We start from the raw sequence: 23,414 nt of genomic DNA on the forward strand, positions 1-23,414 counted from the left end.
CGCGCGCCCCCCGCGCGCGCGCGCGGGGTGTGGGGGGGGCGCGGGGCGGGGGGGGGGCGCGGGGCGGCCCCCGGCGCGCGCCCCGCCCCCCGCCCCCCCCCCCCCCCCCCCCCCACGTCGTCGGCCGCGAGATAGGCGGCAAGGTCAGGTTGCTCCTGGATCACGTGCATGATCCAGGAGCATACCTATGCGTTAATCCGCATGACTATCGAATTAGCGCGCGAGTTCTTCCTTGAGCGCCTGGAGGAAGCCGTCCACGTCCTCTTCCTGGGTGTCGAAGCCGCACATCCAGCGCACGTCGCCGGCGATCTCGTCCCAGAAGTAGAAGCGGTACCGTTCCTGCAGCCGCCGTGACACCTCGTGCGGCAGCCGCGCGAACACCGCGTTCGCCTGCACCGGGTAGAGGATCTCCACCCCGTCGGCCGCGCGGACCCCGTCGGCCAGGCGCTGTGCCATCGCGTTGGCGTGCCGGGCGTTGCGCAGCCACAGGTCCTTCGCGAGCAGGGCCTCCAGCTGGACCGACACGAACCGCATCTTGGACGCCAGCTGCATCGACATCTTGCGGATGTGCTTCATCTGCCGGACCGCGTCCGGATTGAGCACCACCACGGCCTCGCCGAACATCATGCCGTTCTTGGTGCCGCCGTAGGACAGCACGTCCACGCCGACCGTGTTCGTGAAGGTGCGCATCGGCACGTCGAGGGAGGCCGCGGCGTTGGCTATCCGGGCCCCGTCGAGGTGGACCTTCATGCCCTTGCCGTGGGCGTGCTCGCAGATCGCGCGGATCTCCTCGGGCGTGTAGACCGTGCCGAGCTCGGTGTTCTGGGTGATCGAGACGACCTGGGGCATCGCCCGGTGCTCGTCCTCCCAGCCCCAGGCCTGCCGGTCGATGAGCTCGGGGGTGAGCTTGCCGTCCGGCGTGGGCACGGTGAGGAGCTTGAGGCCCGCCATCCGTTCGGGCGCCCCGCCCTCGTCGACGTTGATGTGCGCCGTCTCGGCGCACACCACGGCGCCCCAGCGGTCGGTCATCGCCTGGAGGGCGGTGACGTTGGCGCCGGTGCCGTTGAAGACCGGGAAGGCCTCGGAGTACGGACCGAAGTGGCTCCGGATGACCTTCTGGAGGTGCTCGGTGTACTCGTCCCCGCCGTAGGCGACCTGGTGGCCGCCGTTGGCCAGGGCGATCGCCTCCAGGATCTCCGGATGGACGCCCGCGTAGTTGTCGCTCGCGAAGCCCCGTACCGCCGGATCGTGGTGCCGACGGGCGTCGGTCCCTCCGGTCGCGGTCGCCGTCCTCACGGTTGCGGAGTGAGCCACAGACGCTGTCCGTTCACATCGATGGCGGGCCGCTCCCAGACGCCGGCGATGGCCTCGGCCAGTTCCTTGACGTCGGTGAAGCCCGCGAACTTCGCAGTGGGGCGCTCGGCGCGCATCGCGTCGTGCACCAGTGCCTTGATGACCAGGATCGCAGCCGCGGCGTTCGGGCCGTCCTCGCCCCCCGCCTTGCGGAAGGAGTCGGCGAGCGCGAGCGTCCAGGCCTCGGCGGCCGCCTTGCCCGCGTTGTAGGCCGCGTTGGTGGCGATCGGCTTGTGCGCGCCGGACTGGCTGACCAGGACGTAGCGCCCGCGGTCGCTGCGCAGCAGCGCGTCGTGGAAGGCGAGCGAGGTGTGCTGGACGGTGCGGATGAGGAGCTTCTCCAGGAAGTCCCAGTCCGCGAGGTCGGTCTCGGTGAAGGACGAGCTGCCGCGCCAGCCGCCGACGAGGTGGACGATGCCGTCGAGACGGCCGAATTCCTTCTCCGTGCGCTCGGCCCAGGCCTTGGTCGCGGCGAGGTCGAGCAGGTCCACGGTGTCACCGGTGACGGTGGCGCCCCCGTGGGCGTAGCGGGCCGCGTCCACGGCTTCCGCCAGGCGCGCGGCGTCGGCGTCGGACGCGACGACCACCGCGCCCGCCTCCGCGAGGCGGGCGAGGACGGCGCGGCCCGCGGGCCCGCCTGCCCCGGCCACCGCCACTACCGCGCCGCTGAGCTTCCCGTTGCCATTCCCGGAGCCGATCATCTGTGCTGCCTCCTGTGTGCCAGTGCTCACGCGGCGGCCCGCGCGGTCTCGCGCTGCGCCGCGTCTCCTGCGGTGATGCCCTTGGTGGAGGCGATCACGCCCTTGAGCTTCTTGGCAAGGGCCTCATAGAACATGCTGAGCGGAAACTCGTCCGGAAGCACGTCGTCCACGAGCTTGCGCGGCGGCTGGGTGAGGTCGAGGGCGTCGGGGCCCTTGGCCCAGCGGGATCCCGGGTGGGGCGCGAGGTACTCGGCGACCAGGTCGTAGGCCTTGAACCAGTGGACGAGCTTGGGGCGGTCGATGCCCGCCCGGTAGAGCTCCTCGATGTCGGCGCACAGCTGGTTGGTGACCTGCGGGGCGCGCATCCAGTCGATCTTCAGCTTGTTGTCCGTCCAGCGCACGACGTCGTGCTTGTGGAGGTACGCGAAGAGGAGCTGGCCGCCGAGGCCGTCGTAGTTGCGGTTGCGGTCCCCGGAGACGGGGAAGCGGAACATCCGGTCGAAGAGGACGGCGTACTGGACGTCACGGCCGTGCTCGTTGCCCTCGGACTCCAGCTTCACGGCCTCCTTGAAGGCGGTGAGGTCGCAGCGCAGCTCTTCGAGGCCGTACATCCAGAACGGCTGGCGCTGCTTGATCATGAAGGGGTCGAACGGCAGGTCGCCGTGGCTGTGGGTGCGGTCGTGGACCATGTCCCACAGGACGAAGGCCTTCTCGCAGCGGCCCTGGTCCTCGATCATGGCGGCGATGTCCTCGGGGAGCTCGATGCCGAGCGTCTCCACGGCGGCCGCGGTGACCTTGCGGTAGCGGGCGGCCTCGCGGTCGCAGAAGATCCCGCCCCAGGTGAAGCGCTCGGGAGCCTCGCGGACCGCGATGGTCTCCGGGAAGAGCACCGCGGAGTGGGTGTCGTAGCCCGGGGTGAAGTCCTCGAAGGTGATGCCGAGGAAGAGCGGGTTGTCGTACCGGGTGCGCTCCAGCTCGGAGAGCCACTCGGGCCACACCATCTTCAGCACGACGGCTTCGAAGTTGCGGTCCGGGTTGCCGTTCTGGGTGTACATCGGGAAGACGACGAGGTGCTGGAGGCCGTCGGCGCGGTCGGCCGCCGGGTGGAAGGCCAGCAGGGAGTCGAGGAAGTCCGGCACGCCGAAGCCGTCCTCGGCCCACTTGCGCAGGTCCGCGATGAGGGCTCGGTGGTACGCGCCGCCGTGCGGCAGCAGCGGCGACAGCGCCTCCACGGCCGAGACCACGCGCTCGACCGTGACCGCGACGGTGGCGCGGTCGGGCGCCCCCTCGGCCTCGAAGTCGATGGAGCCGTCGGCCGACTGCCAGGGCCGGATCTCCTCCACGGCGGCCTTGAGCTCGGGCCACGCAGGGTGGTCTACCACCCGCGCACCGGCGGTTATCACGGCCCCGCCGATACCCGGCACAAGAGTTTCCGTCATGTCACTTCCTCCACAGGAGAACCTCACGTCAAGACAGGGTTACACGCGAGGCTCTCCCGCTCAAGAGCAGATGCGGGAAATTATCCTGCGTCACCCCCAGTTTCACCGGAAGTCTTCCCGTCCTTACCCATGGAATCGATGGCTCCGCCCAGTCGCTCCATGGCCTGCCGGGCCTGTGGCAGTACGGCGGCCAGTGCGAGGAACCCGTGGAACATCCCCGGACGGACGTCGAGGACCGAAGGGACCCCCGCTCCGATCAGCCGGCGGTGGTACGCCTCCCCCTCGTCCCGCAGCGGATCGCACCCGGCGAGCAGCACGTGCGCCGGCGGGAGCCCGCGCGGGTCGGCGGCGAGCGGGGAGGCCAGCGGGTCGCCGCCGTCCCCGTCGGGTCCCAGGTACTGCTCCCAGAACCAGCGCATGTGCGCCGCGGTCAGGAAGCAGCCCCGCGCGTCGGTCCGGTAGGACTCCGTGTCCTGCGCGGCGTCCAGGCAGGGATAGATCAGCACCTGGAGCGCGACGGCCGGCCCCCCGCGCTCGCGGGCCAGCAGCAGCGAGGCGGCCGCGAGGTTCCCGCCCGCGCTGTCCCCGGCCACCACCAGGGCCGCGGGATCCCCGCCCAGCTCCTCCACGTGCTCACCGGCCCAGCGCAGGACCGCGTACGCGTCGTGGACGGCGGCGGGGAAGCGCGCCTCGGGAGCCCGCCGGTAGCCGACGGAGACGAAGACGGCTCCGGAGATCCGGCAGAGCGCCCGGACGGTGGCGTCGTGGGTGTCGAGGTCGCACAGCACCCAGCCGCCGCCGTGGCAGAACACCACGGTAGGCCGGGGCCCCGGCCGGAGCGGGGGGTCCGGGTAGTAGATGCGTACGGGGACCGGTGGCGCCCCCTCGGGTCCGGGGACGTCACGGTCCTCCACGGCGCCGACCACCGGCGCGGGCCCGGCGGAACGCGGCGCGGCGGCCAGGATCCGGCGGGCCTCGTCGGCGGTGGTGACGGCACCGCCGAGGTCGGGGAAGGAGGCGGCCAGCGCCTCGGCGTAGGGCCGGGCGGCGGGATCGAGCCGCGGCCCTACGTTCGCACCGGTCACGGCGGCCGCCCCTACGCGTTCCGGCCGCGCTCGTCCGCGAAGTGCGGGATGACCTTCTCGCCCCACTGGCGCAGGGTCTCCAGACAGGCCTCCTGCGGCACGGTCCCCATCTGGATGAGGCACATGATCTCGTCGGCCCCCGCCTCCTTGAGCCGTTCGACGTAGGCGATCGCCTCGTCCGCGCTCCCGTAGGCGTGGTCGGCGTTGAACGTGGCCGTGGACGTGGGCCGCACCGGGATGTCCAGCTCGTGCAGCCGGGCCACCACCTGCTCCGCCGCCTCGCGCATGCGCGCCTCCTCGTCGGCTCCCGCGACCACCGCCTCGTCCGGGATGCCCGCGCCGCCGTACCAGTGGCCGATGGACTGCGCGAAGAACCGCTGCCCGCGGATGCCGATCCGGCGGGCCTCCTGCGGATCGTCGAGCACGATGGTGGGGCAGAGCACGGAGAAGTGGTCGTTGACCGCGGTGGACACGAAGCGGCCGCCGTCGCGGGCGGCGATCGCGGCGTCGTAGACCGCGCGCATCCGCGCGATGGACTCGGGCCCCGCGAAGCCCATCACCAGCGCGCCCACCCCCAGCTCGGCGGCCTGCACCAGGGTCTCGCCCCGGCTGCACGCCAGGAACAGCGGCGGGTGCGGCGTCTGGCTCGGCCTCGGCAGGATCGGGTGCGGATCGATGTCCATGAGCTCCCCGTGGTACTCCAGCTCCTCCTCCTGCCAGGCCTTCCCGATGATCCGCAGCGCCTCCTCCACCTCCGCCGTGGTGCGCTCCCGGTCCACCCCGCACAGCGAGGTCTCCTGTTCGGTCCCACCGCGCCCGGCGCCGAGGTCGACGCGCCCGCCGGAGAGCAGGTCGAGCATCGCGGCCCGCTCGGCGACCCGGACCGGATGGTTGAAGGCGAAGGGCATACAAACGACCCCGTGGCCGATGCGTATGGTGTGGGTCCTGGCCGCGACGAAACTCAGGAAGATCTCTGGGGCGCTCATGTGCGCATACCACTTCAGCGAGTGGTGCTCCACGGCCCAGATCCGGTCGAACCCCATCCGCTCGGCGAGTACCGCCTGCTCGACGCAGTCGTGGATGACCTGGTGTTCCCGTTCCACGGTCGGGTCGGCGAGCTGAGCTTCGAAGATCACGGAGAATTTCACGATGCCTCCAGGGTTGCGTCCCGTACCCGGACTTACTTCTATTCGGAATATGACTAGTAGTCAGAAGCCGAAGAAGCAAGAGCTACCGCCCACCGCGTGGGCGGTGCTCGGCCTGCTGTCCTTCCCCGGCGCGCGCACCGGATACGAACTGAAGAAGTGGGCGGACTCCTCCCTCCGCTTCTTCTACTGGTCGCCCGCCATCAGCCAGATCTACGCCGAACTGCGCCGCCTGGAGGAGCTCGGCCACGTGGCCTCCGAGCGCTCGGGGCCCGAGGAGGCGCGGGCCAAGCGCCGCTACGGCATCACGCCCGCCGGGCGCGCGGCACTGGCCGACTGGGCCGGCGACACCGCCGAGGCGGGTCCCCCGGTGCTCAAGCACGGCCTGCTGCTGCGGATCTGGCTCGGGCACCTGGCCGAGCCAGATCAGCTGCACGCGAGGGTGACCGAGCACATGGAGCGCACCACGCGGGAGCTGGCCGCCGTACGGGAGGCCATGGCGCAGGCGGCGGAGGTGGCGGACTGGGCCTTCCCGGCCCTGGCGCTGCGCTGGAGCGAGCGGCAGCATCTGGCCGAACTGGACCTGACCCGGGCGCTCTTGGAGGACCTGGCGGAGCTCGGCGGGCCGTCGGCCGCGGCCGACGCCGGGCAGCGACGTCAAGGCGGCGAGGACGCGCCCACGCCCGGGTGACACCGCGGACCGTGCCCGGGGCTCCGCAGGCCCCACAGGCCCGGCCGGAAGCGGCCTGAAGGGGTTCCGGGGCCCCTGCACGGGCGGTCTCATCGCACGCGCGGCGCACTAGCATGCGTCCTCACCGCGCGCGGCCGGTCGGGACACCGCGACCGCGCGGCAGCCGCCGTCGACGGAAGCGAGAGAACCTTGACTTTCCTCACCATCGGTCACCGCGGGGTCATGGGTGTCGAACCGGAGAACACCCTGCGGTCGTTCGCCCGAGCGGAACGTTGCGGCATGGACGTCATCGCCCTGGACCTGCGACTCAGCAAGGACAACGCCCTCGTCGTCCTGCACGACGCCGAGGTGGACCGGACCACCGACGGCTCGGGAGCCGTCACCGACCTGACCCTGGCCGAACTGCGGGAGCTGGACGCCGGAGACGGCCAGCGGGTGCCCGTCCTGGAGGAGGCCCTGGACGCGGTCCGGACACCGCTCCAGGTCCAGGTCCGGGACGTGGGCGTCGCCGCCGCGCTCGCGGATCTGCTGCGGGCCCGCGATCTGACCGGCCGCGTGGAGGTGGCCTCGTTCCACGACGAGGTGCTCGACGAGATGGTCCGGCGGGTGCCGGGCCTGCGCACCGTGCTCTACGCGGACCGGCCCGAAGGGGCCCGCAGGAACCTCGTGGACCGGGCGCTCGCCGTGCGCGCCGAGACGCTCGCCCTGGACATCTCGCGGCTCGACCTGGACACGGTGGAGTGGATCCACGAAGCCGGGCTGCGGGTGATCGGCTGGACGGTCAACTCGCTGGAGCGGCTGCGCCTCGCGCGCGCCCTCGGCCTCGACGGCGTGGTCACCGACTTCCCGGAGATCCGCTCCACGGGCCGCTTCACCGCCTGAGCCGTTCTACAGCCGCCCTGAGCCGCCCCTGACCCGCCCCGCAGCCGCCCCTGATCCGCCCCGCAGCCGCCCCGCAGCCGCCCGGCGCGGCCCCGAGGGGCCCCGGCGTCCGGACGGCCCACGGCTACAGCGTCTTGACCAGCAGCTCGAAGGCCAGGTCGGGACGGAGCGGGACGCCGAAGCGCTCGTCCCCGTACGGGAAGGGGCTCATCTCGCCGGTGCGCTCGTACCCGCGGCGCACGTAGTACGCGATGAGCTCCTCCCGCACGCTGATCACCGTCATCCGCATCTCCTTGGCGGCCCACTGCTCTCGGGCGCGGCGCTCCGCCTCGGCCATGACCTCCTTGCCGAGGCCCCCGCCCTGCAGGCCGGGGCGGACCGCGAACATCCCGAAGTACACGTGGTCCCCGCGGTGTTCGAGGTGGCAGCAGGAGACGAGCTCGCCCGCGCGCTCCACCACGAGGAGCATGCCGTCGGCGTGCGCGACGATCCCGGCGACGCCCTGCGCGTCCGTGCGCTGCCCGTCCAGCACGTCCGCCTCGGTGGTCCAGCCGGCGCGGCTCGACTCCCCGCGGTAGGCCGACTCGACCAGTTCCACGAGCGCCGGGACGTCCGCCTCCACGGCACTGCGGAAGGTCAAGGCCGGGGAGTCGGCGCTCGGCATCGGGGGCTCCGTTCTGCGGGACGGCACGTCGGGGACGACGTACGGGGTGCGCGTACGGCCGTCCACGGAGGCCGTGCGCGGCACACAGAGACTATCTCCGGGCGGCGTGCGGGCCGTGCGACGGGGGCATCTCTTCCGGTGAAGCCGACGAACCGGGAGGTTCCGCCGTGCACGGTCCCGCCATGCCCCTCTCCCCCTCCACCGCCGTCTCCGCCTGGCTCCTCGTCCTGCTCTGCGCGGTGAGCGGCGCGTACTGCCTGTGGCGGTCCGGCAGATCCGACGGGGGTCCGGCAGCCGCCGGGGACGCGGTGATGGGCTTCGGCATGGCCCTGATGGCGGTGCCGCTGGGCACGGGCGGCGACTGGCAGGCGCCGCTGCTCGGCGCGGTCTTCTGCGGCGCGGCCCTGCACGCGGCCTGGCTGCTGCGCGGCGGCCTGCACCACGCGCACCACCTGATCGGCTCGCTGACCATGGTCTACATGGCGCTGGCGGCCGGGACCGGGGCCGCCCCCGGTCAGGGGCACGCCCACGCCCAGGGCGCCGGGCTGCCGCTGGTGACCGGGATGCTGCTGGTCTACTACGTCGGGTACGTGGTGCTGGGCGGCGCCCGACTGGTCACCGTGGGGGGAGCCCGGGCCGCCGCGCACCCGGCCCCGGCGGCCGGCCCGGCGGAGGTGATCAAGGCCTGCCGACTGACCATGGCCATGGGGATGTTGGCGATGCTGCTGATGATGTGAGCCCGCGCGCCGCGGCACGAACGTGTGCTCCATCACCCTTCACCCGGACCGTACCCGCAGGTAGTCCCGCGCTCATAGGCTGGGGCCATGATGGTCCCCGCCGTTCTCCTGCTGCTCGGCGCCCTGACCGCGATGCTCGCACCCCGCCTGCTGGGCCGTGCCCAATGGACCGAGCGCGAACCCGTCGTGGCCCTGTGGGCGTGGCAATGCGTGGTGGGCTCGGTGCTCCTGTGCTTCGCGCTGTCGATGCTGCTGAGCGCGGCCGGCGCCTGGCAGGAGGTCCGCGGACGGCTGTTCGCCGCCGCACCGCACCGGGTGGTCGACGCCTACGCGCTCGGCGCGGCGGGCGGCGCCTGGGCCACCGGCACCGCCCTCGCGCTGGCGGGCGGCGGGCTGTGGACCGGCGCGATGCTGGCCCGGGAGGTCCTGCGGGCCCGCGCCCGGCGGCGCGCTCAGGACGCCGAACTGCTGCTCCGGGCCCCGCTGCTGCCCGGCGAGGAAGCCTCCGGGGCACGGCTCGTCGTACTGGAGGGGCAGCGCCCGGACAGCTGGTGGCTGCCCGGGCCGACCCCGCAGCTGGTGGTCACGACGGCGGCGCTGGACCGGCTCAAGGGGAGCCAGCTGGACGCGGTGCTGGCGCACGAGGAGAGCCACGCGGCGGCCCGGCACGACTGGCTGCTGCACTGCTCGCGGGCCCTGTCCAACGGGTTCCCCCAGGTCCCCGTCTTCGCCGCGTTCGAGACGGAGATGCACCGGCTGGTGGAGCTGGCCGCCGACGACGTGGCCTCGCGGCGGTTCGGCCGCCTCACGATCGCCCTGGCCCTGATCGGCCTGAACGAGGACCGCGGGATCTTCGTCCAGAACACCGATCCCGAGGCACACGTCCCGCAGCGGGTGCGGCGCCTGCTGTCGGCCGCTCCCCGGCTGACGGCGGCCCGCCGGATGCGGCTGACCGCCCTGGCGACGCTGGCGCCGGCGATCCCGCTGCTGGTGGCCTTCGGCCCCGGGCTGAGCGCGCTCGCCTGAGCCGTCCGGCCTGACGCGGTGACCGCACCGCTCCGCACCGCTCCGGTCGCGGGGCGGGGCACCGGCCGGCCGGGTGGCGCCTGGCCCGCGACGCCGCCGTCCGGTGCGAGGATCTGCGCATGCGGAGTGATCAGCTGCGGCGGTGGAACCGGACCGGCCGCGCGCTGCGCGGCGCCGCACTCGGCGCCTCGGTGGCCGCCGCCGTCCTGACGGCCCTGGTGCTGGCCCGCTGGGGGCCGCTGATGGCCTGCGACGGCCGGGTGGCGCGCGCTCTGCACGCGCACGCCGTCACCCACCCCGGCCTCACCCACGTCGTGCGGGTGCTCAGCGACTGGTTCTGGGACCCCTGGACCATGCGGGCCCTGGCCGCGGTGGCCTGTCTGTGGCTGTGGAGGCGGGGCGAGGGGCGGTGTGCGCTGCGGATCGCGCTGGTCGTCCTGGGAGCCGCCGCGATCCAGCAGGGGCTCAAGGCACTGGTGGGCCGGGAGCGTCCGGTGTGGCCGGATCCCGTCGCTTCGGCGCACTACTCCGCCTACCCGTCCGGCCACGCCCTGACGGCGACGGTGGTCTGCGGCCTGCTGCTGTGGCTGGTTCCGCGCGGAGCCCCGCGCCGGCTCGCGTGGGCGGCCGCGGCGCTCGCCGCGGTGACGGTCCTCGGGGTCGGCTTCACCCGGGTCTACCTCGGCGTCCACTGGCTTTCGGACGTCCTGGCGGGCTGGCTTCTGGGCGTCGTCCTGGTGGCCCTCGCCGTGCTCACAGCGCCTGGTGGGGCTGGTGGTACAGATGGGGCCTGCTCTGGGCGATCCCCCGCGTCGCCCAGAGCAGACTTTCCCACGCGCTGAGTATATTGGCTCAGAGCCAGTCAACGCAGGAGCAAGCATGTCCCCGCGCAGCGCATCGGTCAATGAAGAATTGCGGAGACGTTCCCGGGAGCGGTTGTTGCAGGCCACGGTCGAGCTGGTAGCCGACCGGGGCTACGAGGACACCAAGCTCGGGGACATCGCCGATCGGGCGGGCACGGCCCGGGGCCTGGTCTCGTACTACTTCCCGGGCAAACGCCAGTTGCTGCAGTCCGCCGTGCACCGGCTGATGCACCTCACGCTGGAAGCGTCACTGGAGCGGGAGCCCCGCACCGAGGACGGCCGCGAGCGGCTCGCGCGCGCTATCGACGCCATCCTGGGGCTGGCCCGGGACCAGCCGCGGCTGATGCGGACCCACATGGCGGGCATCCTCCAGGCGGACGGCTTCGTCCAGTGCGCCGAGCAGCAGCGGCTCGCCGAGCTGCTACGGGACACCGTGGACCGGTACGGCTCGACGGAGGTGGACACCGACTACCCGCTGCTGCGCGCGCTGCTGATGGGCGCCGTGGTCGCGGTGCTGCTGCCGGGTGCGCCGATGCCGGCGGCGCGGCTGCGGGCGGAGCTGTTCCAGCGGTACGGACTGGACTGGGAGCTCGGGTTCCCGCCGGAGGGCGGGCCGCCCGGAGGATCGTTTCCCTCGCCCCGCTAGACCCGACGGGACCTCGCCGGACCCCGGACCCCGGATCCCGGATCCCGGCCTCCAGACCCCCTGGCCCCCTCGGGACCCCCTGGCCCCCTCTGCCTCTCCTCCTCCCCCTCCCGGTCCCCCGCCCTCCGCCGGATGCGCACGGGGACTGCCGGTCCACGGGGCCCGGTGTCATGCTGGGAGCACCTGCGTGAGGAGCTCCACCGTGCTTCGTATCGCCGTCGTCGGTTCGGGCCCCAGCGGGGTCTACGCCGCGCAGACGCTCGTCCAGCAGCGCGAGGTCCCCGGTGTGCGGGTCGACGTGCTCGACCGGCTGCCGGCTCCGTACGGACTCGTGCGGTACGGGGTGGCCCCCGACCACGAGAAGATCAAGTCGCTGCAGGGCAGTCTGCGGACCGTGCTGGAGGACGAGCGGATCCGCTTCCTCGGGAACGTCGAGGTCGGGGGCCCCGGACTGTCCACCGCCCGGCTGCTGGAGCTGTACCACGCGGTGGTCTACTGCGTCGGAGCGGCGCGGGACCGGCTGCTCGGCATCCCCGGGGAGGACCTCGAGGGCGTGCACTCGGCGACGGCCTTCGTGGCCTGGTACAGCGGACATCCGGACGCGGCCGCCGAGGCCTTCGGCCTGCCGGGGGTGGATGCGGCGATCGTGGTCGGGGCGGGCAACGTCGCGGTGGACGTGACCCGGATCCTGGCCCGGGGCGTTCCGGAGCTGGCCCCCACCGACATGCCGCATCCGGCGCTGGACGCACTCGGCGAAAGCGCGGTGCGCGAGGTGCAGATGGTGGCCCGGCGCGGGCCCTCGCAGGGCAAGTTCACCACCAAGGAGCTGCGGGAACTGGGCACGCTCCCGGGGGTGGACGTGCTGACGGACCCGGCGGAACTGGCCGTCGACCCCGCGTACGCGGACCCGGGCGCGCTGCCCGCGGTGAACCGCCGCAACGTGGAGGTGCTGCGCGGCTGGGCGGGCGGCCCGGCGGGCGGCGGGACGGACGGCGCGGCGCGGCGGATCGCGCTGCGGTTCTTCCTGCGCCCGGTGGAGGTGCTCGGCGAGGGCGGCCGGGTCACCGGGATGCGGTTCGAGCGGACGGCCCCCGACGGCCGGGGCGGGGTCACGGGCACAGGCGTCTACGAGGACGTCCCGGCGCAGCTGGTGCTGCGTTCGGTGGGCTACCAGGGCGTCCCGCTGCCCGGCCTGCCCTTCGACGAGCGCAGGGGCACGGTCCCGCACGCGGGGGGCCGGGTGGTCCGGGCCGGCCGCGCCTCGGTCGGCGAGTACGTGGCCGGATGGATCAAGCGCGGCCCGACCGGGGTGATCGGCACCAACCGGCCGTGCGCGAAGGAGACGGTGTCGTCCCTGCTCCAGGACGCGGGGGCGCTGGCCCGGCGCGCGCGGGAGCAGGATCCCCTGGAGGCGCTGCGGGCGGCGGGGCTGCGTCCGGTGGAATGGCCGGGGTGGCTGGCCATCGAGACGGCGGAGGCGGAGCTGGGCCGGTCGCTGGGCCGGCGCTCCGTCAAGATCCCGGACTGGGCGGGCCTGCTGGCCGCGGCGGACCGGACCGGCTGAGCCGCTGCCGCCCGGGCCCTGGCCAGGGCCTGGCCCGGCCGTGGCCGGGACCCGGCCCCCGGCCTATCCCCCGGCCCGGAGGCGGGACTCCTCGGCCGCCGCGGCCGCGAGGATGCCGTCGAGGAGCCCGGGGAAGAGCGCCTCCAGGTCGTCGCGCCGCAGTTCGTTCATCTTGGCCGTGCCCTGGTAGCACTGGCGCACGACGCCGCTCTCGCGCAGGACGCGGAAGTGGTGCGTGGTCGTCGACTTCGTGACGGGCAGCGCGAAGGAGGAGCAGGCCTGCTCCACGTCCGAGGCGGCCAGTTCGCGCACGACGCACAGCCGCATCGGGTCGGAGAGGGCCTGCAGGACGTCTTCCAGCCGGATCTCGGCGCGCTCGGGATGGGCCAGGGTCCGGGTGCCGGCCGTGTCCGTCATGTTCGCTCCCTCGCCCCCGCTCGGTCGCGGCCGCCCGGTTCGGCGGCCCGTCTCCGGCACAGCGTACGAGACTCCCGGAGAACGCGGCCCGGATTCCCCCTCGTTCACCAGGCCCGGGAGTACTGGTCGGGCACGGGCAGCTCCGCGCCCAGTTCCGCGGCGGCGCGGCGGACCCAGTAGGGGTCGCGGAGCAGCTCGCGGCCGAGGAGGATCGCGTCGGCCCCGCCGCCGGCGAGGATCTTCTCGGCCTGCTCCGGTTCGGTGATCAGGCCCACGGCGGCCGCCGGGAGGCTGGTCTCCGCCTTGACCCGGGCCGCGAAGGGGACCTGGTAGCCGGGGCCGACCGGGATGCGGGCGTGCGGGGCGTTGGCGCCGGAGGAGACGTCGAGCAGGTCCACTCCGCGCGCCTGGAGCAGCCCGGCCAGCCGCACCGTCTCGTCGGCGGTCCAGCCCGCCTCCTCGAGCCAGTCGGTGGCGGAGATCCGGAAGAACAGCGGGAGCTCCTCGGGCCACACGGCGCGGACGGCGTCGACGACTTCGAGGGCGAAGCGGGTGCGGTTCTCGAAGGAGCCGCCGTACGCGTCGGTCCGCTCGTTGCTGTACGGGGAGAGGAACTGGCCGATCAGGTAGCCGTGGGCGCCGTGGATCTCGACGACCTCGAAACCGGCCGCGAGCGCGCGCCGGGCGGCCGCCGCGAACTGGCCGGTGATCTCCTGGATCTCCCCGGTCGTCAGCTCGTGGGGCACCGGATCGCCCTCGTGGAACGGCAGCGGACTCGGGGCGACGGGCAGCCAGCCGTGCGGTGCCGACGGGGCGATCGCCCGGCCGCCCTTCCAGGGGCTCTCGGTCGAGCCCTTGCGGCCGGCGTGACCGATCTGGATCCCGGGGACGGCTCCCCGGGACTTGACGAAGGCCGTGATCGGGCGGAGCGCCTCGACCTGGGCGTCGTTCCAGATGCCGAGGTCGTACGGGGAGATCCGGCCCTCGGGGGAGACCGCGGTGGCCTCCTGCAGGAGCAGGCCGGCGCCGCCGACCGCGCGGGCGGCGTAGTGCGCGACGTGCCACTCGCTCGCGACGCCCGCGGCCGGACCGTCGGGCTCGGCGCTGTACTGGCACATCGGGGCCATCCACGCGCGGTTCGGGATGGTCACCGAGCGCAGCGTGTACGGGGCGAAGAGCGCCGTGAAGGCGGCGGGGACGGTGGTGGCGGCAGCGGTGCTCACGAAGGCTCTCCAGTCGTCGCCGGACGCGGGTCCGGGGGTCCGGGGGTTAGTACGAGTTTCACCATACTATGGATTTCCTCGTACTACGAGAATTCTCGTACCAAGTGAGCCGCCGCCGTGTCGTCACGGCGCCACGGGGACGTTGTCGGTGGCCGGGTGCAGACTGGCCCCACAACCGCCATGAGGGACAACGACGTCCGGAGGTGTCGGCCATGACCGACGTGCTACTGCTCGCGGGGACCCGTAAGGGACTGTTCATCGGCCGCCGGGACTCGGGCGGTACGTGGGAGTTCGCCGGCCCCCATTTCAACGCCCAGGCGGTCTCCGCGGTCGCCATCGACCGGCGCGGACCCACGCCCCGGCTCCTGGTCGGCGGGGACAGCTCGCACTGGGGTCCGTCCGTCTTCACCTCCGACGACCTGGGCGCGACCTGGCAGGAGCCCGCCGCGGCGGCCGTGAAGTTCCCCCAGGACACCGGAGCCTCCCTGGAACGGGTCTGGCAGCTCCACCCGGCCGGCCCCGAGGCCCCCGGCGTGGTCTACGCGGGCACCGAGCCGGCCGCGCTGTTCCGGTCGGCCGACCGTGGCGAGTCCTTCGAACTGGTCCGCCCGCTGTGGGAGCACCCGACCCGGGACAAGTGGGTCCCGGGCGGCGGCGGCGAGGGCCTGCACACGGTGATCACCGACCCGCGCGACCCGGACCTGGTCACGGTGGCGGTCTCCACCGCCGGGGTGTTCCGGACCAGGGACGGCGGGGCGAGCTGGAACCCGTCCAACAGCGGGGTCTCGGCCGTGTTCCTGCCGGACCCGCATCCCGAATTCGGCCAGGGCGTGCACAAGATCGCCCAGGATCCGGCGAACACGGACCGGCTGTACCTGCAGAACCACTGGGGCGTCTACCGCAGCGACGACGCCGGAGCCCGCTGGACCGACATCGGCGCCGGACTGCCCTCGGACTTCGGCTTCGCGGTGGCCGCCCACCCCCACCGGCCGGACACCGCCTACGTCTTCCCGCTCAACGCGGACTCCGACCGGGTGCCGGCGGAGCACCGCTGCCGCGTCTTCCGGACCCGGGACGCGGGCGCGAGCTGGGAGCCGCTGTCGACGGGCCTGCCGACCGGGGACCACTACGGGACGGTGCTGCGGGACGCGCTCTGCACCGACGACGCGGACCCGGCCGGAATCTACTTCGGGAACCGCAACGGCGAGCTGTACGCCGGCCAGGACGACGGGGACAGCTGGCAGCTGCTGGCCGAGCACCTCCCCGACGTCCTGTGCGTACGGGCCGCCGTCCTCGCCTAGGCCGCCGGGAGGTACCGCCGCGCACGGCACGCGGCCGCCGTCCGCGCGGGATCGTGTCGGCGTCCGGGGCGACCCGGCATCAGCCGGTGAGGCGGCCGGCTTGGCGCACGGCCTGCGCCAGCCGGCGCACGGCGGGGTCCTCGGTACGTCCCGCCAGCCGGTCCGCGTGCCCGGCGAGGCCGCCGAACGGCACCGCGCCCGGCACCCGTTCCCAGCCCCCGTCCCGTTCGCGCAGCGCGGAGGCGAAGTAGGCCGCCACCGCGGTGACCTGGAAGCGCGGGGGCGCCTGGGTCCACACGTCGCCCCACAGCGCCGCCGCTTCCATCCGGCCGGACTCCTCGTGCGGCGCCCGGGTGCGCGGGTCCAGCCAGCGCACCGTCGCCGTCGCCAGGTGCCCGGCGGCACCGGGACGCAGCCGTACCGCGTACAGGGCGGTCACGGTGTGGCCCGACCCGACCTCACCGCCGTCCACGGTGTCGTCCCGGAACGCGTCGTCGGCGACACGGCGGTCGTCGTAGCCGATCAGCCGGAACCGCTCGACGTTCCGGGGCTCGAAGGAGACCTGCGCCTTGGCATCGCGGGCCCTCAGCCGCACCTGCGCCGGGAGGTCGTCGCAGAACACCTTGCGGGCGCCCTCCGCGTCGGAGACGTACGCGGTGTGTCCGTCGCCCCGGTCGGCGAGCTGTTCCATGAAGGCGTCGTTGTACTCGCTGCCCACGCCCACGCCGAACAGGGTGATCCCGTGCTCGGTCCGGGCTTCGGCGATCCGCTTCAGGACGGCGTCGGCGGAGGTGGCGCCGGTGTTGGCGAGGGCGTCGGAGAGCAGGACCACGCGGTTGGTCGCGTCCGGGCGGAGCGCCTTGACCGCGACGTCGTACCCGCGGGTGACGCCCGCCTCCACATTGGTGGAATCGGCGGTGCGCAGAGCGTCGACGACCTCGTGGATCTGCTCGCGGTGGCCTTCGACGCGCGTCATCGGCAGCCGGGTCCGGGCCGTGCCGCTGAAGGTGACGACGGCGACCGAGTCGTCCTCGCGCAACTGGTCGGTCATCAGGTTCATGGAGGTGCGGACGAGGTCGAGGCGGCCGGGCTCGGCCATGGACCCGGAGACGTCCACGACGAAGGTGAGCGCCGCGGGCGGCCGCCGGCCCTCGCCTCCCGCCGCGCCGTCCGAGCCGTCCGAGCCGTCCGCGGTGCGGGTGGCGAGACCGACCCGGACCAGCGCCCAGTCCGCGTCGGTGGTGCGGGCCCCGTCGACGGTGACCGAGAAGCCGTCCCCGTCGGGCTCCCGGTAGTCCTGCCGGAAGCTGTTGACGAACTCCTCGGGGCGCACGGTGGCGGGATCGGGCAGGTGGCCGTCGGCGAGGGTGCGCTGGGCGTACCCGTAGCTGGCGGTGTCCACGTCGAGCGCGAAGGTCGAGAGGTAGTCGGGGGGCGGTGCGGAGGCTCTCCGCCCGTCGCTCTCCCCCTCCGCGCCGTCCCCCTCCGTGCCGTCCCCCGCGGAGAAGGAGGCGGCGGGCCGCGGCCAGGACTCGGCACCCTTCGCCCTCCGGTCGGCGGCCTTCTCTCCGCCGCCCCCGCCCCCGCTCCCGCAGCCGGTCAGCAGCACGCCGCCGGCGGCGAGTGCGGCGATCAGCCGGCCGTACGTCCTCCTGCGCGCCGGGCGTCCACCGGGCAGGATCCGGTTCCCGCGCGCGGCGCGGCCCTCTTGGACATTCATGCGTCTCCCTCGAAGCGTCGTCGGTGGTGAATGTGACGTCCGGGAGGGGAAGTTGGAGCATGCGAACGTGTTGCGAACGCGTATCGAAGCGACAACGGCGGACCGCGGTCCTCCCGGAAAACCAGTGGGGGGCGACGGGTGGGCGTGGCAGGCTTGCGCGGTGATCGCTGACCTGGCTCCTCGCTTCCTCGGCTGGGACGACGTGGACCCCGCCCGGCATGTCTTCGACGCCGCGTCAGTAGCGCGGACAGTGCGCTCGCTCGGCCCGGCCCGGTGCGTGCCCATCCGCCCGGACGTCCCTTTCGGGGACTCCGCGATGAACACCTGGAGTCGTGGCGAGGCCGAGTCCTGGGCCGACGCCATGTCGTACGCCCTCGTCCAGCACTACGGCGGGTGGACCGTCGGGTGGCGCTGGTCGCACGACGAGGGGGATTTCGATGGCGGACCGGTAGGAAACTGGTGCTGTCCGCGGGACTCGATCACGACGCCGGAAGAGACACTGAACCGCGTCGAGGCCGCCCTGCGTGAGTGGCGCGCGTGGCTGGAGTCCCTCGCCGGCTGGTTCGAGGCGTACCCCCTGGACCTGGCCGGCATCGAGGACCAGCGGATCCTGTGGGAGCGCGCGGCGAGGAACCTGATCCTGCAGGTCGTCGACCGCACCGGGTGCGGCAGCGGTTGGCACACCCACTGCCGCCAGGTGCTCACCTGGTTCCTCCATCGCTGGGCCGTCGCACCCGACGTGGCCAGGGGCCTGGTCGACGAGGCGATCGGTGGACGGTTCCACAGCTGGACCGGTCCTGACACGGTGGTGGTCGACGACGTCGCGGAGCGGCTCGCGCTCTCGCTGCAGCCGGCCGACGGCTGTACCCGCGCGGACGCGCCGGCTCGAGACCACCTGCGGCAATGGCTCGCGGTACGCGAATCGGTGCCGTGGCACGAGATCCCGGACACCGGTACGGACGGACCGGTGGTGCCCCTCCGCGACGGCGCGGCGGAGGACATCCGGGCCTTCGACGGCGCCATCGACCCTGCCCGCGCCGAAGGCCTGCTCAGCGCGCTGGAACTGCTCCGAGCCGACGCGGTGCGCGGAGCGCGGCTCGATTTCGCCCTGCTCAGCAGCTGGCAGCAGCGCGTCCTGGGCACCCCGCGGCCGCCACGGTTCCGCGACTCGCCCGCCTTCGCCAAGGGAGGCCGGGAGCGCTACGGCATCGGACCGGACACGCCGGCCCGTTTCGACACGTGCCTGGCCGAGAGCGCATCGGGCACCGGCCGGCCTCTCGGCCTGGCCGCCCGCGCCGCCCGCGCCTACCTCGACATCTGCTTCTTCCACCCCTTCGACGACGGCAACGCCCGGTCCGCGTTCCTCGCCCTCGTCTTCGTCCTCGCCCGCGAGGGCGTCGCACTCGAGGGAGTCAGCCTCCTGCGCCGCATCACCTTCGAGGCCCACGCCCCCCAGGACCCGCTGGCCCTCGCCAACTACATCAACGTCCATCGTGCGGAGACCCGGCGCCGCACCGCCGACTCCACCGGCTCTCCGTCGAGGTGAGCTCCTCAAGGGGCGAACGCCGCCGACTCCGGCGCCCCGTCACATGGACGCCCCGTCACACGGACCGTGCCCCGCGGCCGTGACGACTTGCGGGAGGCGGCCGTGGACGGCCGACTGGGCCAGTAGAGTGATCGCCGTGGCAGCACGACCGTTGAACGAGATCGTCGAGCCGGGCTGGGCCCGCGCTCTGGAGCCGGTGGCGGCGCAGATCGCCGCGATGGGCGACTTCCTGCGCGCCGAGATCGCGTCGGGGAGAACGTACGTCCCGGCCGGGACGAACGTCCTGCGCGCGTTCCAGCAGCCCTTCGACGAGGTGAAGGTGCTGATCGTCGGGCAGGACCCCTACCCCACACCGGGGCACGCGATGGGCCTGTCCTTCTCGGTCGCGCCCGAGGTCAGCCCCTGGCCGCCGAGCCTCGACAACATCTTCCGCGAACTGCACGCCGACCTCGGTACGGGGCGCCCGGCCAACGGGGACCTGACCCCGTGGACCCGGCAGGGCGTCCTGCTGCTCAACCGCTCGCTCACCACCGCCCCGCGCAAGCCCAACGCCCATCGCGGCAAGGGCTGGGAGGCCGTCACCGAGCAGGCCATCCGCGCGCTCGCGGCGCGCGGGAAGCCGCTGGTGTCGGTGCTGTGGGGACGCGAGGCCCGCAATCTGCGGCCCCTGCTCGGCGAGTTGCCGGCGGTGGAGTCGGTGCACCCCTCCCCCATGTCCGCCGACAACGGGTTCTTCGGCTCCAGGCCGTTCAGCAGGGCGAACGACCTGCTGGTCCGCCAGGGAGCGCAGCCGGTGGACTGGCGGCTGCCCTCTCAGCCCGCGACCGGGTAGAGGGAGCCCCGCCGCCCTTCCGGCGACGTCAGCCAGGCCAGCTTCTCCGCCGTACCCGTGTCCGGCAGCGGGTTGTGCATCACGATCAGCAGATCGGGGCGGGCGGGGACGCGCAGTTGCGTCGCCTCCATGAACAGCGTGCCCACGAGCGGGTGCTCGATCTCCTTCTTGATCTGGCCGGCGGGCCGCACGTCCCGGCGGTCCCACAGCTCGGCGAACTCCGGGCTGCGTTCCCGGGCTTCCTCGACCACCGCCTGGAACCCCTCGTCCTCGGGCCGTTCCGAGCACTGCGCCCGGTACTGGGCGACCAGATCGGCGGCGATCTCCTCCCAGCGCGTGGAACGGCCCCGGTAGACCGGGTCGGTGAAGAAGGCGATCAGACAGTTCTGCACGATCTCCGGGCGCATGCCGAGCACCACCGCGGACGCGTCGTTGTACACCACCGTGTTCCAGTAGGCGTCCATGATGTGCGCGGGGAACGGCATCCAGCCGTCGATCAGCCGCGTCAGGCCCTGGCACATGTCCCGGTCCCCGGGCGCGACGTCGAGGGCGGGCGGGTTGAGGCCCGCCAGCACGTACAGGTGCCTGCGCTCGGCGCTGCTCAGCCTCAGGACCCGGCCCACCGCGTCGAGGACCTGCGGCGACACCGTGATGTCGCGGCCCTGCTCCAGCCATTGGTACCAGGAGGCCCCGACCCCGGCGAGCACGGCGACCTCTTCCCGGCGCAGGCCCGGGGTACGGCGGCGCGCCCCGCCGTCCGGCAGCCCGGCCTCCGCCGGAGTCACCCGGGCCCGCCTGCTCATCAGGAACTCCCGCAGTTCGGAACGGCGGTGCCGGTCGATCGGTGTGGCCACGGACTCCCCCTGTCGGCTGCCTGGTGGTGCCACCAACAGGATAAGTTCCCACTCCCCACGGTCGTTCCCGCGCACCGAGGGTGATGACCATGACGATCGACACACAGACCGCGGTCACCGGATCCCGTCCGGCGGCCACCGGGGACGACCGGCTCACCGGCCGGGCCAGACTGGTCCTCTTCGTGCTCTGCGCCGCCCAGTTCATGGTGGCGCTCGACTTCTCCGTACTGAACGTGGCCCTGCCGGTGCTCGGCGAGGACCTGGGCCTGAGCCGGTCCGCGCTCCAGTGGGCGGTCACCGCCTTCGCGCTGCCCTCCGGCGGCTTCCTGCTCCTCTTCGGCCGGGTCGCCGACCTGTACGGGCGCAAGAAGATGTTCCTGGCCGGCCTCGCGCTCTTCGGCTCCGCCTCGCTGCTGGCCACCCTCGCCTGGGACCCCGCGTCCTTCCTGGCGGGACGCGCCCTGCAGGGCCTCGGCGCGGCGGTCATCGTGCCGACCGGCATGTCCCTGCTGACGACGACGTTCCCCGAAGGACCGCTGCGCGACAAGGCGCTCGGTATCTCCGGCACGCTGCTGTCCCTCGGCTTCACCATCGGCATGGTCCTCGGCGGCGTGCTGACCGACACCCTGGGCTGGCGTTCCACGATGGGACTCCTCGCGCTCGCCGCGGCGGTCGTGCTCGTCCTGGCCCCCGGCCTGCTGCCCGAGTCGCGCACCCCCGAGCGGCCGCGCTTGGACGTACCGGGCGCCGTCACCGTCACCGGCGGCCTGCTCGCCCTGATCTACTCGCTGTCCACGGCGGCCCAGCGCGGCTTCGGCGGCGCGGACGTCCGGATCACGCTGGCCGCGGGACTGGCCCTGTTCATCGCGTTCGTGGTGGCGGAGTCGAAGTCCCCGGCGCCCCTGGTCTCCCTGCCGATGCTCGGGCGGCGCACGGTGGCCTGGGGCAACATCGGCGGACTGGTGACCTTCGCGACGATGTCGACGGTCGTCTTCGTGCTGACCCTCTACCTCCAGGAGACGCTGCACCTGTCGTCCTTCCGGACCGGCCTGGTCTTCGGCGTCCAGGGTGCCGCGTCGGTCCTCGCCGGCTCGTACGCCCCCAAGGTGATCGGCCGGTTCGGCGCCCGCCGCACCCTGGTCGGATCGCTCTTCGGCCAGGGCGCGTTGACCGGCGCGCTGCTCGCCGTGGGCTCCGGGTCGGGCGCGCTGGTCGCGACCGTCGCCGTATCACTGGCCAGCATGTTCCACCTCGGTGCGATCATCTCGTACGGACTGACCGTGACGAGCGGCGTGCCCGACGAGGAGCAGGGCCTGGCGACGGGCCTGGTGACCACCACCCAGCAGGTCGGCCTCACCATCGGGATCCCGCTGCTCGGCGTCCTGGCCACCACGGGGGCCTCGCTCTTCGACGGGGTGCGCACGGTGCTGGCGATCGACGCGGCGATCGTGGTCTCGGCCGCGGTCCTGGTCGGTTTCGGCCTGAGGGGCCGCTCGAGGGGCTGAGGACGGCGGGCGGGGACCGGGCACGGCGGGCGGGGGGCCGAGGGCGCGCGACCGGGCAGGCCCGACCGATCAGTTGAACCGTGTATGACATTCCGTGGATAAATACGGACAGATGCCGCCCGTTGAGGCCCTGCCCGAACACCCGGATCCGATAAACCAGTAGCATGCGGCGCCATGAGCTCCCCCACTGGGCCCGCAAATGGCCTGCCCGTACGAATGCCGCGACCCCGCCAGACCGGACGGCACCGCCGGCCCGAGCCCGCGGTGGCGCCCGAGGGCGCACCCGCGCTGGTGCTCGCCGTGCCCGGTGCCCCTTCGGCCGCCTCGCGGGGGCTCGCGGAGGAAATCCTCAGCATCGGCCGCTCCGAGCTGCCCGGCCTGGACGCGCGCGTCGGATTCCTCGACGGCGACGACGCCACCGAGTTCCCGTCCCTGTCGGGCGTGCTGACCGCCGTCGCGCAGGACCGCGCCGCGCGCGCGGAGTTCGCCCGCGCCGCCGGACACGAGACGCCCGCGCCGACCGGCCCCGACGCCGTGGTCGTGCCCCTGCTGGCCGGCCCCGACGGGGACCTGCTGCGCCGCGTGCGCCAGGCCCTGATGGACTCCTCGGCCGCCGCCGAGCTGGCCGACGCGCTCGGCCCGCACCCGCTGCTCGCCGAGGGGCTGCACGTCCGGCTGTCCGAGGCCGGGCTCGCCCGCGCCGACCGGGCCAGGCTCTTCAGCGTGACCACGGCCGCCGACGGCATCATCCTCGCCACCACCGGCGGCGAGGAGGCCGTGAAGGCCGCCGGGATCACCGGCATGCTGCTGGCCGCCCGCCTCGCGGTGCCGGTCATGGCCGCCGCGCTGGACGAGGAGGGCTCGGTGGCCGCGACCGCCGACCAGCTCCGCCGCGAGGGCTCGGCCCAGCTGGCGCTGGCCCCGTACCTGATCGGCCCGGAGGCCGCCGAGGGGCTGCTCGACACCGCCTGCAAGGAGGCCGGGTGCAGCGCCGCCGAGGTGCTCGGGGCGTACCCCGCGCTCGGCAAGCTCGCCGTCGCGCAGTACTCCGCGGCCCTCGGCATCACCCTGGGCGCCGCCGCCCACTGACCCCTCCCGCTCATGCCGTACGGACGAGAGCCCGCGCCCCGTGATTCGGAGCGGGGGCGGGTGGCGGCGGACAGCTGGGGGGGGGGGGGGGGGGGGCGCCGCCCCGCCCGCGGCCCGGGGGGGGGGGGCCG

Annotated in this window: 22 protein-coding genes; 12 read left to right on the top strand and 10 right to left on the bottom strand. The window is 73.5% G+C overall.

Annotation, left to right across the window (positions count from 1 at the left end):
• Positions 1-213 precede the first annotated feature (213 nt).
• The 5 genes from ACWF9Z_RS20760 to ACWF9Z_RS20780 all read right to left on the bottom strand — a co-directional run bounded on the left by ACWF9Z_RS20760 (position 214) and on the right by ACWF9Z_RS20780 (position 5,726).
• Positions 214-1,314, bottom strand: a complete 1,101-nt coding sequence (locus ACWF9Z_RS20760) for a threonine aldolase family protein (RefSeq protein WP_453604047.1) — start codon at positions 1,312-1,314, stop codon at positions 214-216.
• Positions 1,293-2,054, bottom strand: a complete 762-nt coding sequence (locus tag ACWF9Z_RS20765) for an SDR family NAD(P)-dependent oxidoreductase (protein ID WP_453604049.1) — start codon at positions 2,052-2,054, stop codon at positions 1,293-1,295. The genes ACWF9Z_RS20760 and ACWF9Z_RS20765 overlap by 22 nt, the downstream gene beginning before the upstream one ends.
• A gap of 26 nt (positions 2,055-2,080) precedes the next feature.
• The gene (locus tag ACWF9Z_RS20770) at positions 2,081-3,493 is read right to left on the bottom strand and encodes a DUF6421 family protein (protein ID WP_453604051.1); all 1,413 of its coding nucleotides are present in this window, start codon (positions 3,491-3,493) and stop codon (positions 2,081-2,083) included.
• Positions 3,494-3,573: 80 nt separating this feature from the next.
• Positions 3,574-4,578 (bottom strand): alpha/beta hydrolase fold domain-containing protein, encoded by a 1,005-nt coding sequence (locus tag ACWF9Z_RS20775; RefSeq protein ID WP_453604053.1) that lies wholly within the window; start codon positions 4,576-4,578, stop codon positions 3,574-3,576.
• Between the two features lie 11 nt (positions 4,579-4,589).
• Positions 4,590-5,726, bottom strand: a complete 1,137-nt coding sequence (locus ACWF9Z_RS20780) for an LLM class flavin-dependent oxidoreductase (RefSeq protein ID WP_453604055.1) — start codon at positions 5,724-5,726, stop codon at positions 4,590-4,592.
• 49 nt (positions 5,727-5,775) lie between these two features.
• Between ACWF9Z_RS20780 and ACWF9Z_RS20785 the strand changes: the two genes are divergently transcribed.
• Together ACWF9Z_RS20785 and ACWF9Z_RS20790 are read left to right on the top strand one after the other, a co-directional pair.
• On the top strand, positions 5,776-6,414 hold the full coding sequence (locus tag ACWF9Z_RS20785) for a PadR family transcriptional regulator (RefSeq protein WP_453604056.1): 639 nt from the start codon (positions 5,776-5,778) through the stop codon (positions 6,412-6,414).
• Positions 6,415-6,603: 189 nt separating this feature from the next.
• Positions 6,604-7,296: a glycerophosphodiester phosphodiesterase gene (locus ACWF9Z_RS20790; protein WP_453604058.1), complete on the top strand. Its 693-nt coding sequence runs from the start codon at positions 6,604-6,606 to the stop codon at positions 7,294-7,296.
• 124 nt (positions 7,297-7,420) lie between these two features.
• On the opposite strand, the gene ACWF9Z_RS20795 is transcribed toward ACWF9Z_RS20790, so the two are convergent.
• Entirely contained in the window at positions 7,421-7,960 is a 540-nt protein-coding gene (locus ACWF9Z_RS20795) for a GNAT family N-acetyltransferase (RefSeq protein ID WP_453604123.1), read from the bottom strand.
• 182 nt (positions 7,961-8,142) lie between these two features.
• Between ACWF9Z_RS20795 and ACWF9Z_RS20800 the strand changes: the two genes are divergently transcribed.
• The 5 genes from ACWF9Z_RS20800 to ACWF9Z_RS20820 all read left to right on the top strand — a co-directional run bounded on the left by ACWF9Z_RS20800 (position 8,143) and on the right by ACWF9Z_RS20820 (position 12,796).
• Positions 8,143-8,697, top strand: coding sequence for a DUF5134 domain-containing protein (locus tag ACWF9Z_RS20800; protein WP_453604059.1), 555 nt, complete (start codon positions 8,143-8,145; stop codon positions 8,695-8,697).
• An 87-nt stretch (positions 8,698-8,784) separates the two neighbouring features.
• On the top strand, positions 8,785-9,723 hold the full coding sequence (locus ACWF9Z_RS20805; RefSeq protein ID WP_453604061.1) for a M56 family metallopeptidase: 939 nt from the start codon (positions 8,785-8,787) through the stop codon (positions 9,721-9,723).
• Positions 9,724-9,842: 119 nt separating this feature from the next.
• A complete protein-coding gene (locus ACWF9Z_RS20810; protein ID WP_453604062.1) occupies positions 9,843-10,565 on the top strand; it encodes a phosphatase PAP2 family protein in 723 nt (240 codons plus the stop codon).
• Positions 10,566-10,602: 37 nt separating this feature from the next.
• Positions 10,603-11,232: a TetR/AcrR family transcriptional regulator gene (locus ACWF9Z_RS20815; RefSeq protein WP_453604064.1), complete on the top strand. Its 630-nt coding sequence runs from the start codon at positions 10,603-10,605 to the stop codon at positions 11,230-11,232.
• Positions 11,233-11,434: 202 nt separating this feature from the next.
• A complete protein-coding gene (locus ACWF9Z_RS20820) occupies positions 11,435-12,796 on the top strand; it encodes an FAD-dependent oxidoreductase (RefSeq protein ID WP_453604066.1) in 1,362 nt (453 codons plus the stop codon).
• A gap of 63 nt (positions 12,797-12,859) precedes the next feature.
• Here ACWF9Z_RS20820 and ACWF9Z_RS20825 read toward each other — a convergent pair whose 3' ends face one another.
• Complete coding sequence (locus tag ACWF9Z_RS20825; protein WP_453604067.1) at positions 12,860-13,213, bottom strand: ArsR/SmtB family transcription factor; 354 nt, start codon at positions 13,211-13,213, stop codon at positions 12,860-12,862.
• 104 nt (positions 13,214-13,317) lie between these two features.
• Positions 13,318-14,436, bottom strand: coding sequence for an NADH:flavin oxidoreductase/NADH oxidase (locus ACWF9Z_RS20830; RefSeq protein ID WP_453604068.1), 1,119 nt, complete (start codon positions 14,434-14,436; stop codon positions 13,318-13,320).
• Between the two features lie 212 nt (positions 14,437-14,648).
• Between ACWF9Z_RS20830 and ACWF9Z_RS20835 the strand changes: the two genes are divergently transcribed.
• Entirely contained in the window at positions 14,649-15,737 is a 1,089-nt protein-coding gene (locus ACWF9Z_RS20835) for a WD40/YVTN/BNR-like repeat-containing protein (protein WP_453604069.1), read from the top strand.
• A gap of 79 nt (positions 15,738-15,816) precedes the next feature.
• Here ACWF9Z_RS20835 and ACWF9Z_RS20840 read toward each other — a convergent pair whose 3' ends face one another.
• The gene (locus ACWF9Z_RS20840) at positions 15,817-17,457 is read right to left on the bottom strand and encodes a YfbK domain-containing protein (RefSeq protein ID WP_453604071.1); all 1,641 of its coding nucleotides are present in this window, start codon (positions 17,455-17,457) and stop codon (positions 15,817-15,819) included.
• Between the two features lie 160 nt (positions 17,458-17,617).
• On the opposite strand from ACWF9Z_RS20840, the gene ACWF9Z_RS20845 reads away from it, so the two are divergent.
• Together ACWF9Z_RS20845 and ACWF9Z_RS20850 are read left to right on the top strand one after the other, a co-directional pair.
• Complete coding sequence (locus ACWF9Z_RS20845) at positions 17,618-19,003, top strand: Fic family protein (protein ID WP_453604072.1); 1,386 nt, start codon at positions 17,618-17,620, stop codon at positions 19,001-19,003.
• Positions 19,004-19,139: 136 nt separating this feature from the next.
• Positions 19,140-19,835, top strand: coding sequence for a uracil-DNA glycosylase (locus ACWF9Z_RS20850; protein WP_453604074.1), 696 nt, complete (start codon positions 19,140-19,142; stop codon positions 19,833-19,835).
• Here the strand turns inward: ACWF9Z_RS20850 and ACWF9Z_RS20855 are convergent.
• Positions 19,817-20,638, bottom strand: coding sequence for a helix-turn-helix transcriptional regulator (locus tag ACWF9Z_RS20855; RefSeq protein WP_356656307.1), 822 nt, complete (start codon positions 20,636-20,638; stop codon positions 19,817-19,819). The two genes, ACWF9Z_RS20850 and ACWF9Z_RS20855, sit on opposite strands and share 19 nt — an antisense overlap.
• 140 nt (positions 20,639-20,778) lie before the next feature.
• Between ACWF9Z_RS20855 and ACWF9Z_RS20860 the strand changes: the two genes are divergently transcribed.
• Positions 20,779-22,194, top strand: coding sequence for an MFS transporter (locus ACWF9Z_RS20860; protein ID WP_453604075.1), 1,416 nt, complete (start codon positions 20,779-20,781; stop codon positions 22,192-22,194).
• A 174-nt stretch (positions 22,195-22,368) separates the two neighbouring features.
• Positions 22,369-23,283, top strand: a complete 915-nt coding sequence (locus ACWF9Z_RS20865; RefSeq protein ID WP_453604077.1) for a sirohydrochlorin chelatase — start codon at positions 22,369-22,371, stop codon at positions 23,281-23,283.
• Positions 23,284-23,414 lie beyond the last annotated feature (131 nt).

It is taken from the genome of Streptomyces sp. NPDC054961, assembly GCF_053609145.1.

Excerpts from the sequence above, each read along its gene's own strand:
- ACWF9Z_RS20765 (WP_453604049.1), bottom strand. The coding sequence starts at position 2,054 with ATGATCGGCTCCGGGAATGGCAACGGGAAGCTCAGCGGCGCGGTAGTG.
- ACWF9Z_RS20770 (WP_453604051.1), bottom strand. The coding sequence starts at position 3,493 with ATGACGGAAACTCTTGTGCCGGGTATCGGCGGGGCCGTGATAACCGCC.
- ACWF9Z_RS20785 (WP_453604056.1), top strand. The coding sequence starts at position 5,776 with ATGACTAGTAGTCAGAAGCCGAAGAAGCAAGAGCTACCGCCCACCGCG.
- ACWF9Z_RS20795 (WP_453604123.1), bottom strand. The coding sequence starts at position 7,960 with ATGCCGAGCGCCGACTCCCCGGCCTTGACCTTCCGCAGTGCCGTGGAG.
- ACWF9Z_RS20800 (WP_453604059.1), top strand. The coding sequence starts at position 8,143 with ATGCCCCTCTCCCCCTCCACCGCCGTCTCCGCCTGGCTCCTCGTCCTG.
- ACWF9Z_RS20805 (WP_453604061.1), top strand. The coding sequence starts at position 8,785 with ATGATGGTCCCCGCCGTTCTCCTGCTGCTCGGCGCCCTGACCGCGATG.
- ACWF9Z_RS20810 (WP_453604062.1), top strand. The coding sequence starts at position 9,843 with ATGCGGAGTGATCAGCTGCGGCGGTGGAACCGGACCGGCCGCGCGCTG.
- ACWF9Z_RS20815 (WP_453604064.1), top strand. The coding sequence starts at position 10,603 with ATGTCCCCGCGCAGCGCATCGGTCAATGAAGAATTGCGGAGACGTTCC.
- ACWF9Z_RS20825 (WP_453604067.1), bottom strand. The coding sequence starts at position 13,213 with ATGACGGACACGGCCGGCACCCGGACCCTGGCCCATCCCGAGCGCGCC.
- ACWF9Z_RS20835 (WP_453604069.1), top strand. The coding sequence starts at position 14,649 with ATGACCGACGTGCTACTGCTCGCGGGGACCCGTAAGGGACTGTTCATC.
- ACWF9Z_RS20840 (WP_453604071.1), bottom strand. The coding sequence starts at position 17,457 with ATGAATGTCCAAGAGGGCCGCGCCGCGCGCGGGAACCGGATCCTGCCC.
- ACWF9Z_RS20855 (WP_356656307.1), bottom strand. The coding sequence starts at position 20,638 with ATGAGCAGGCGGGCCCGGGTGACTCCGGCGGAGGCCGGGCTGCCGGAC.
- ACWF9Z_RS20860 (WP_453604075.1), top strand. The coding sequence starts at position 20,779 with ATGACGATCGACACACAGACCGCGGTCACCGGATCCCGTCCGGCGGCC.
- ACWF9Z_RS20865 (WP_453604077.1), top strand. The coding sequence starts at position 22,369 with ATGAGCTCCCCCACTGGGCCCGCAAATGGCCTGCCCGTACGAATGCCG.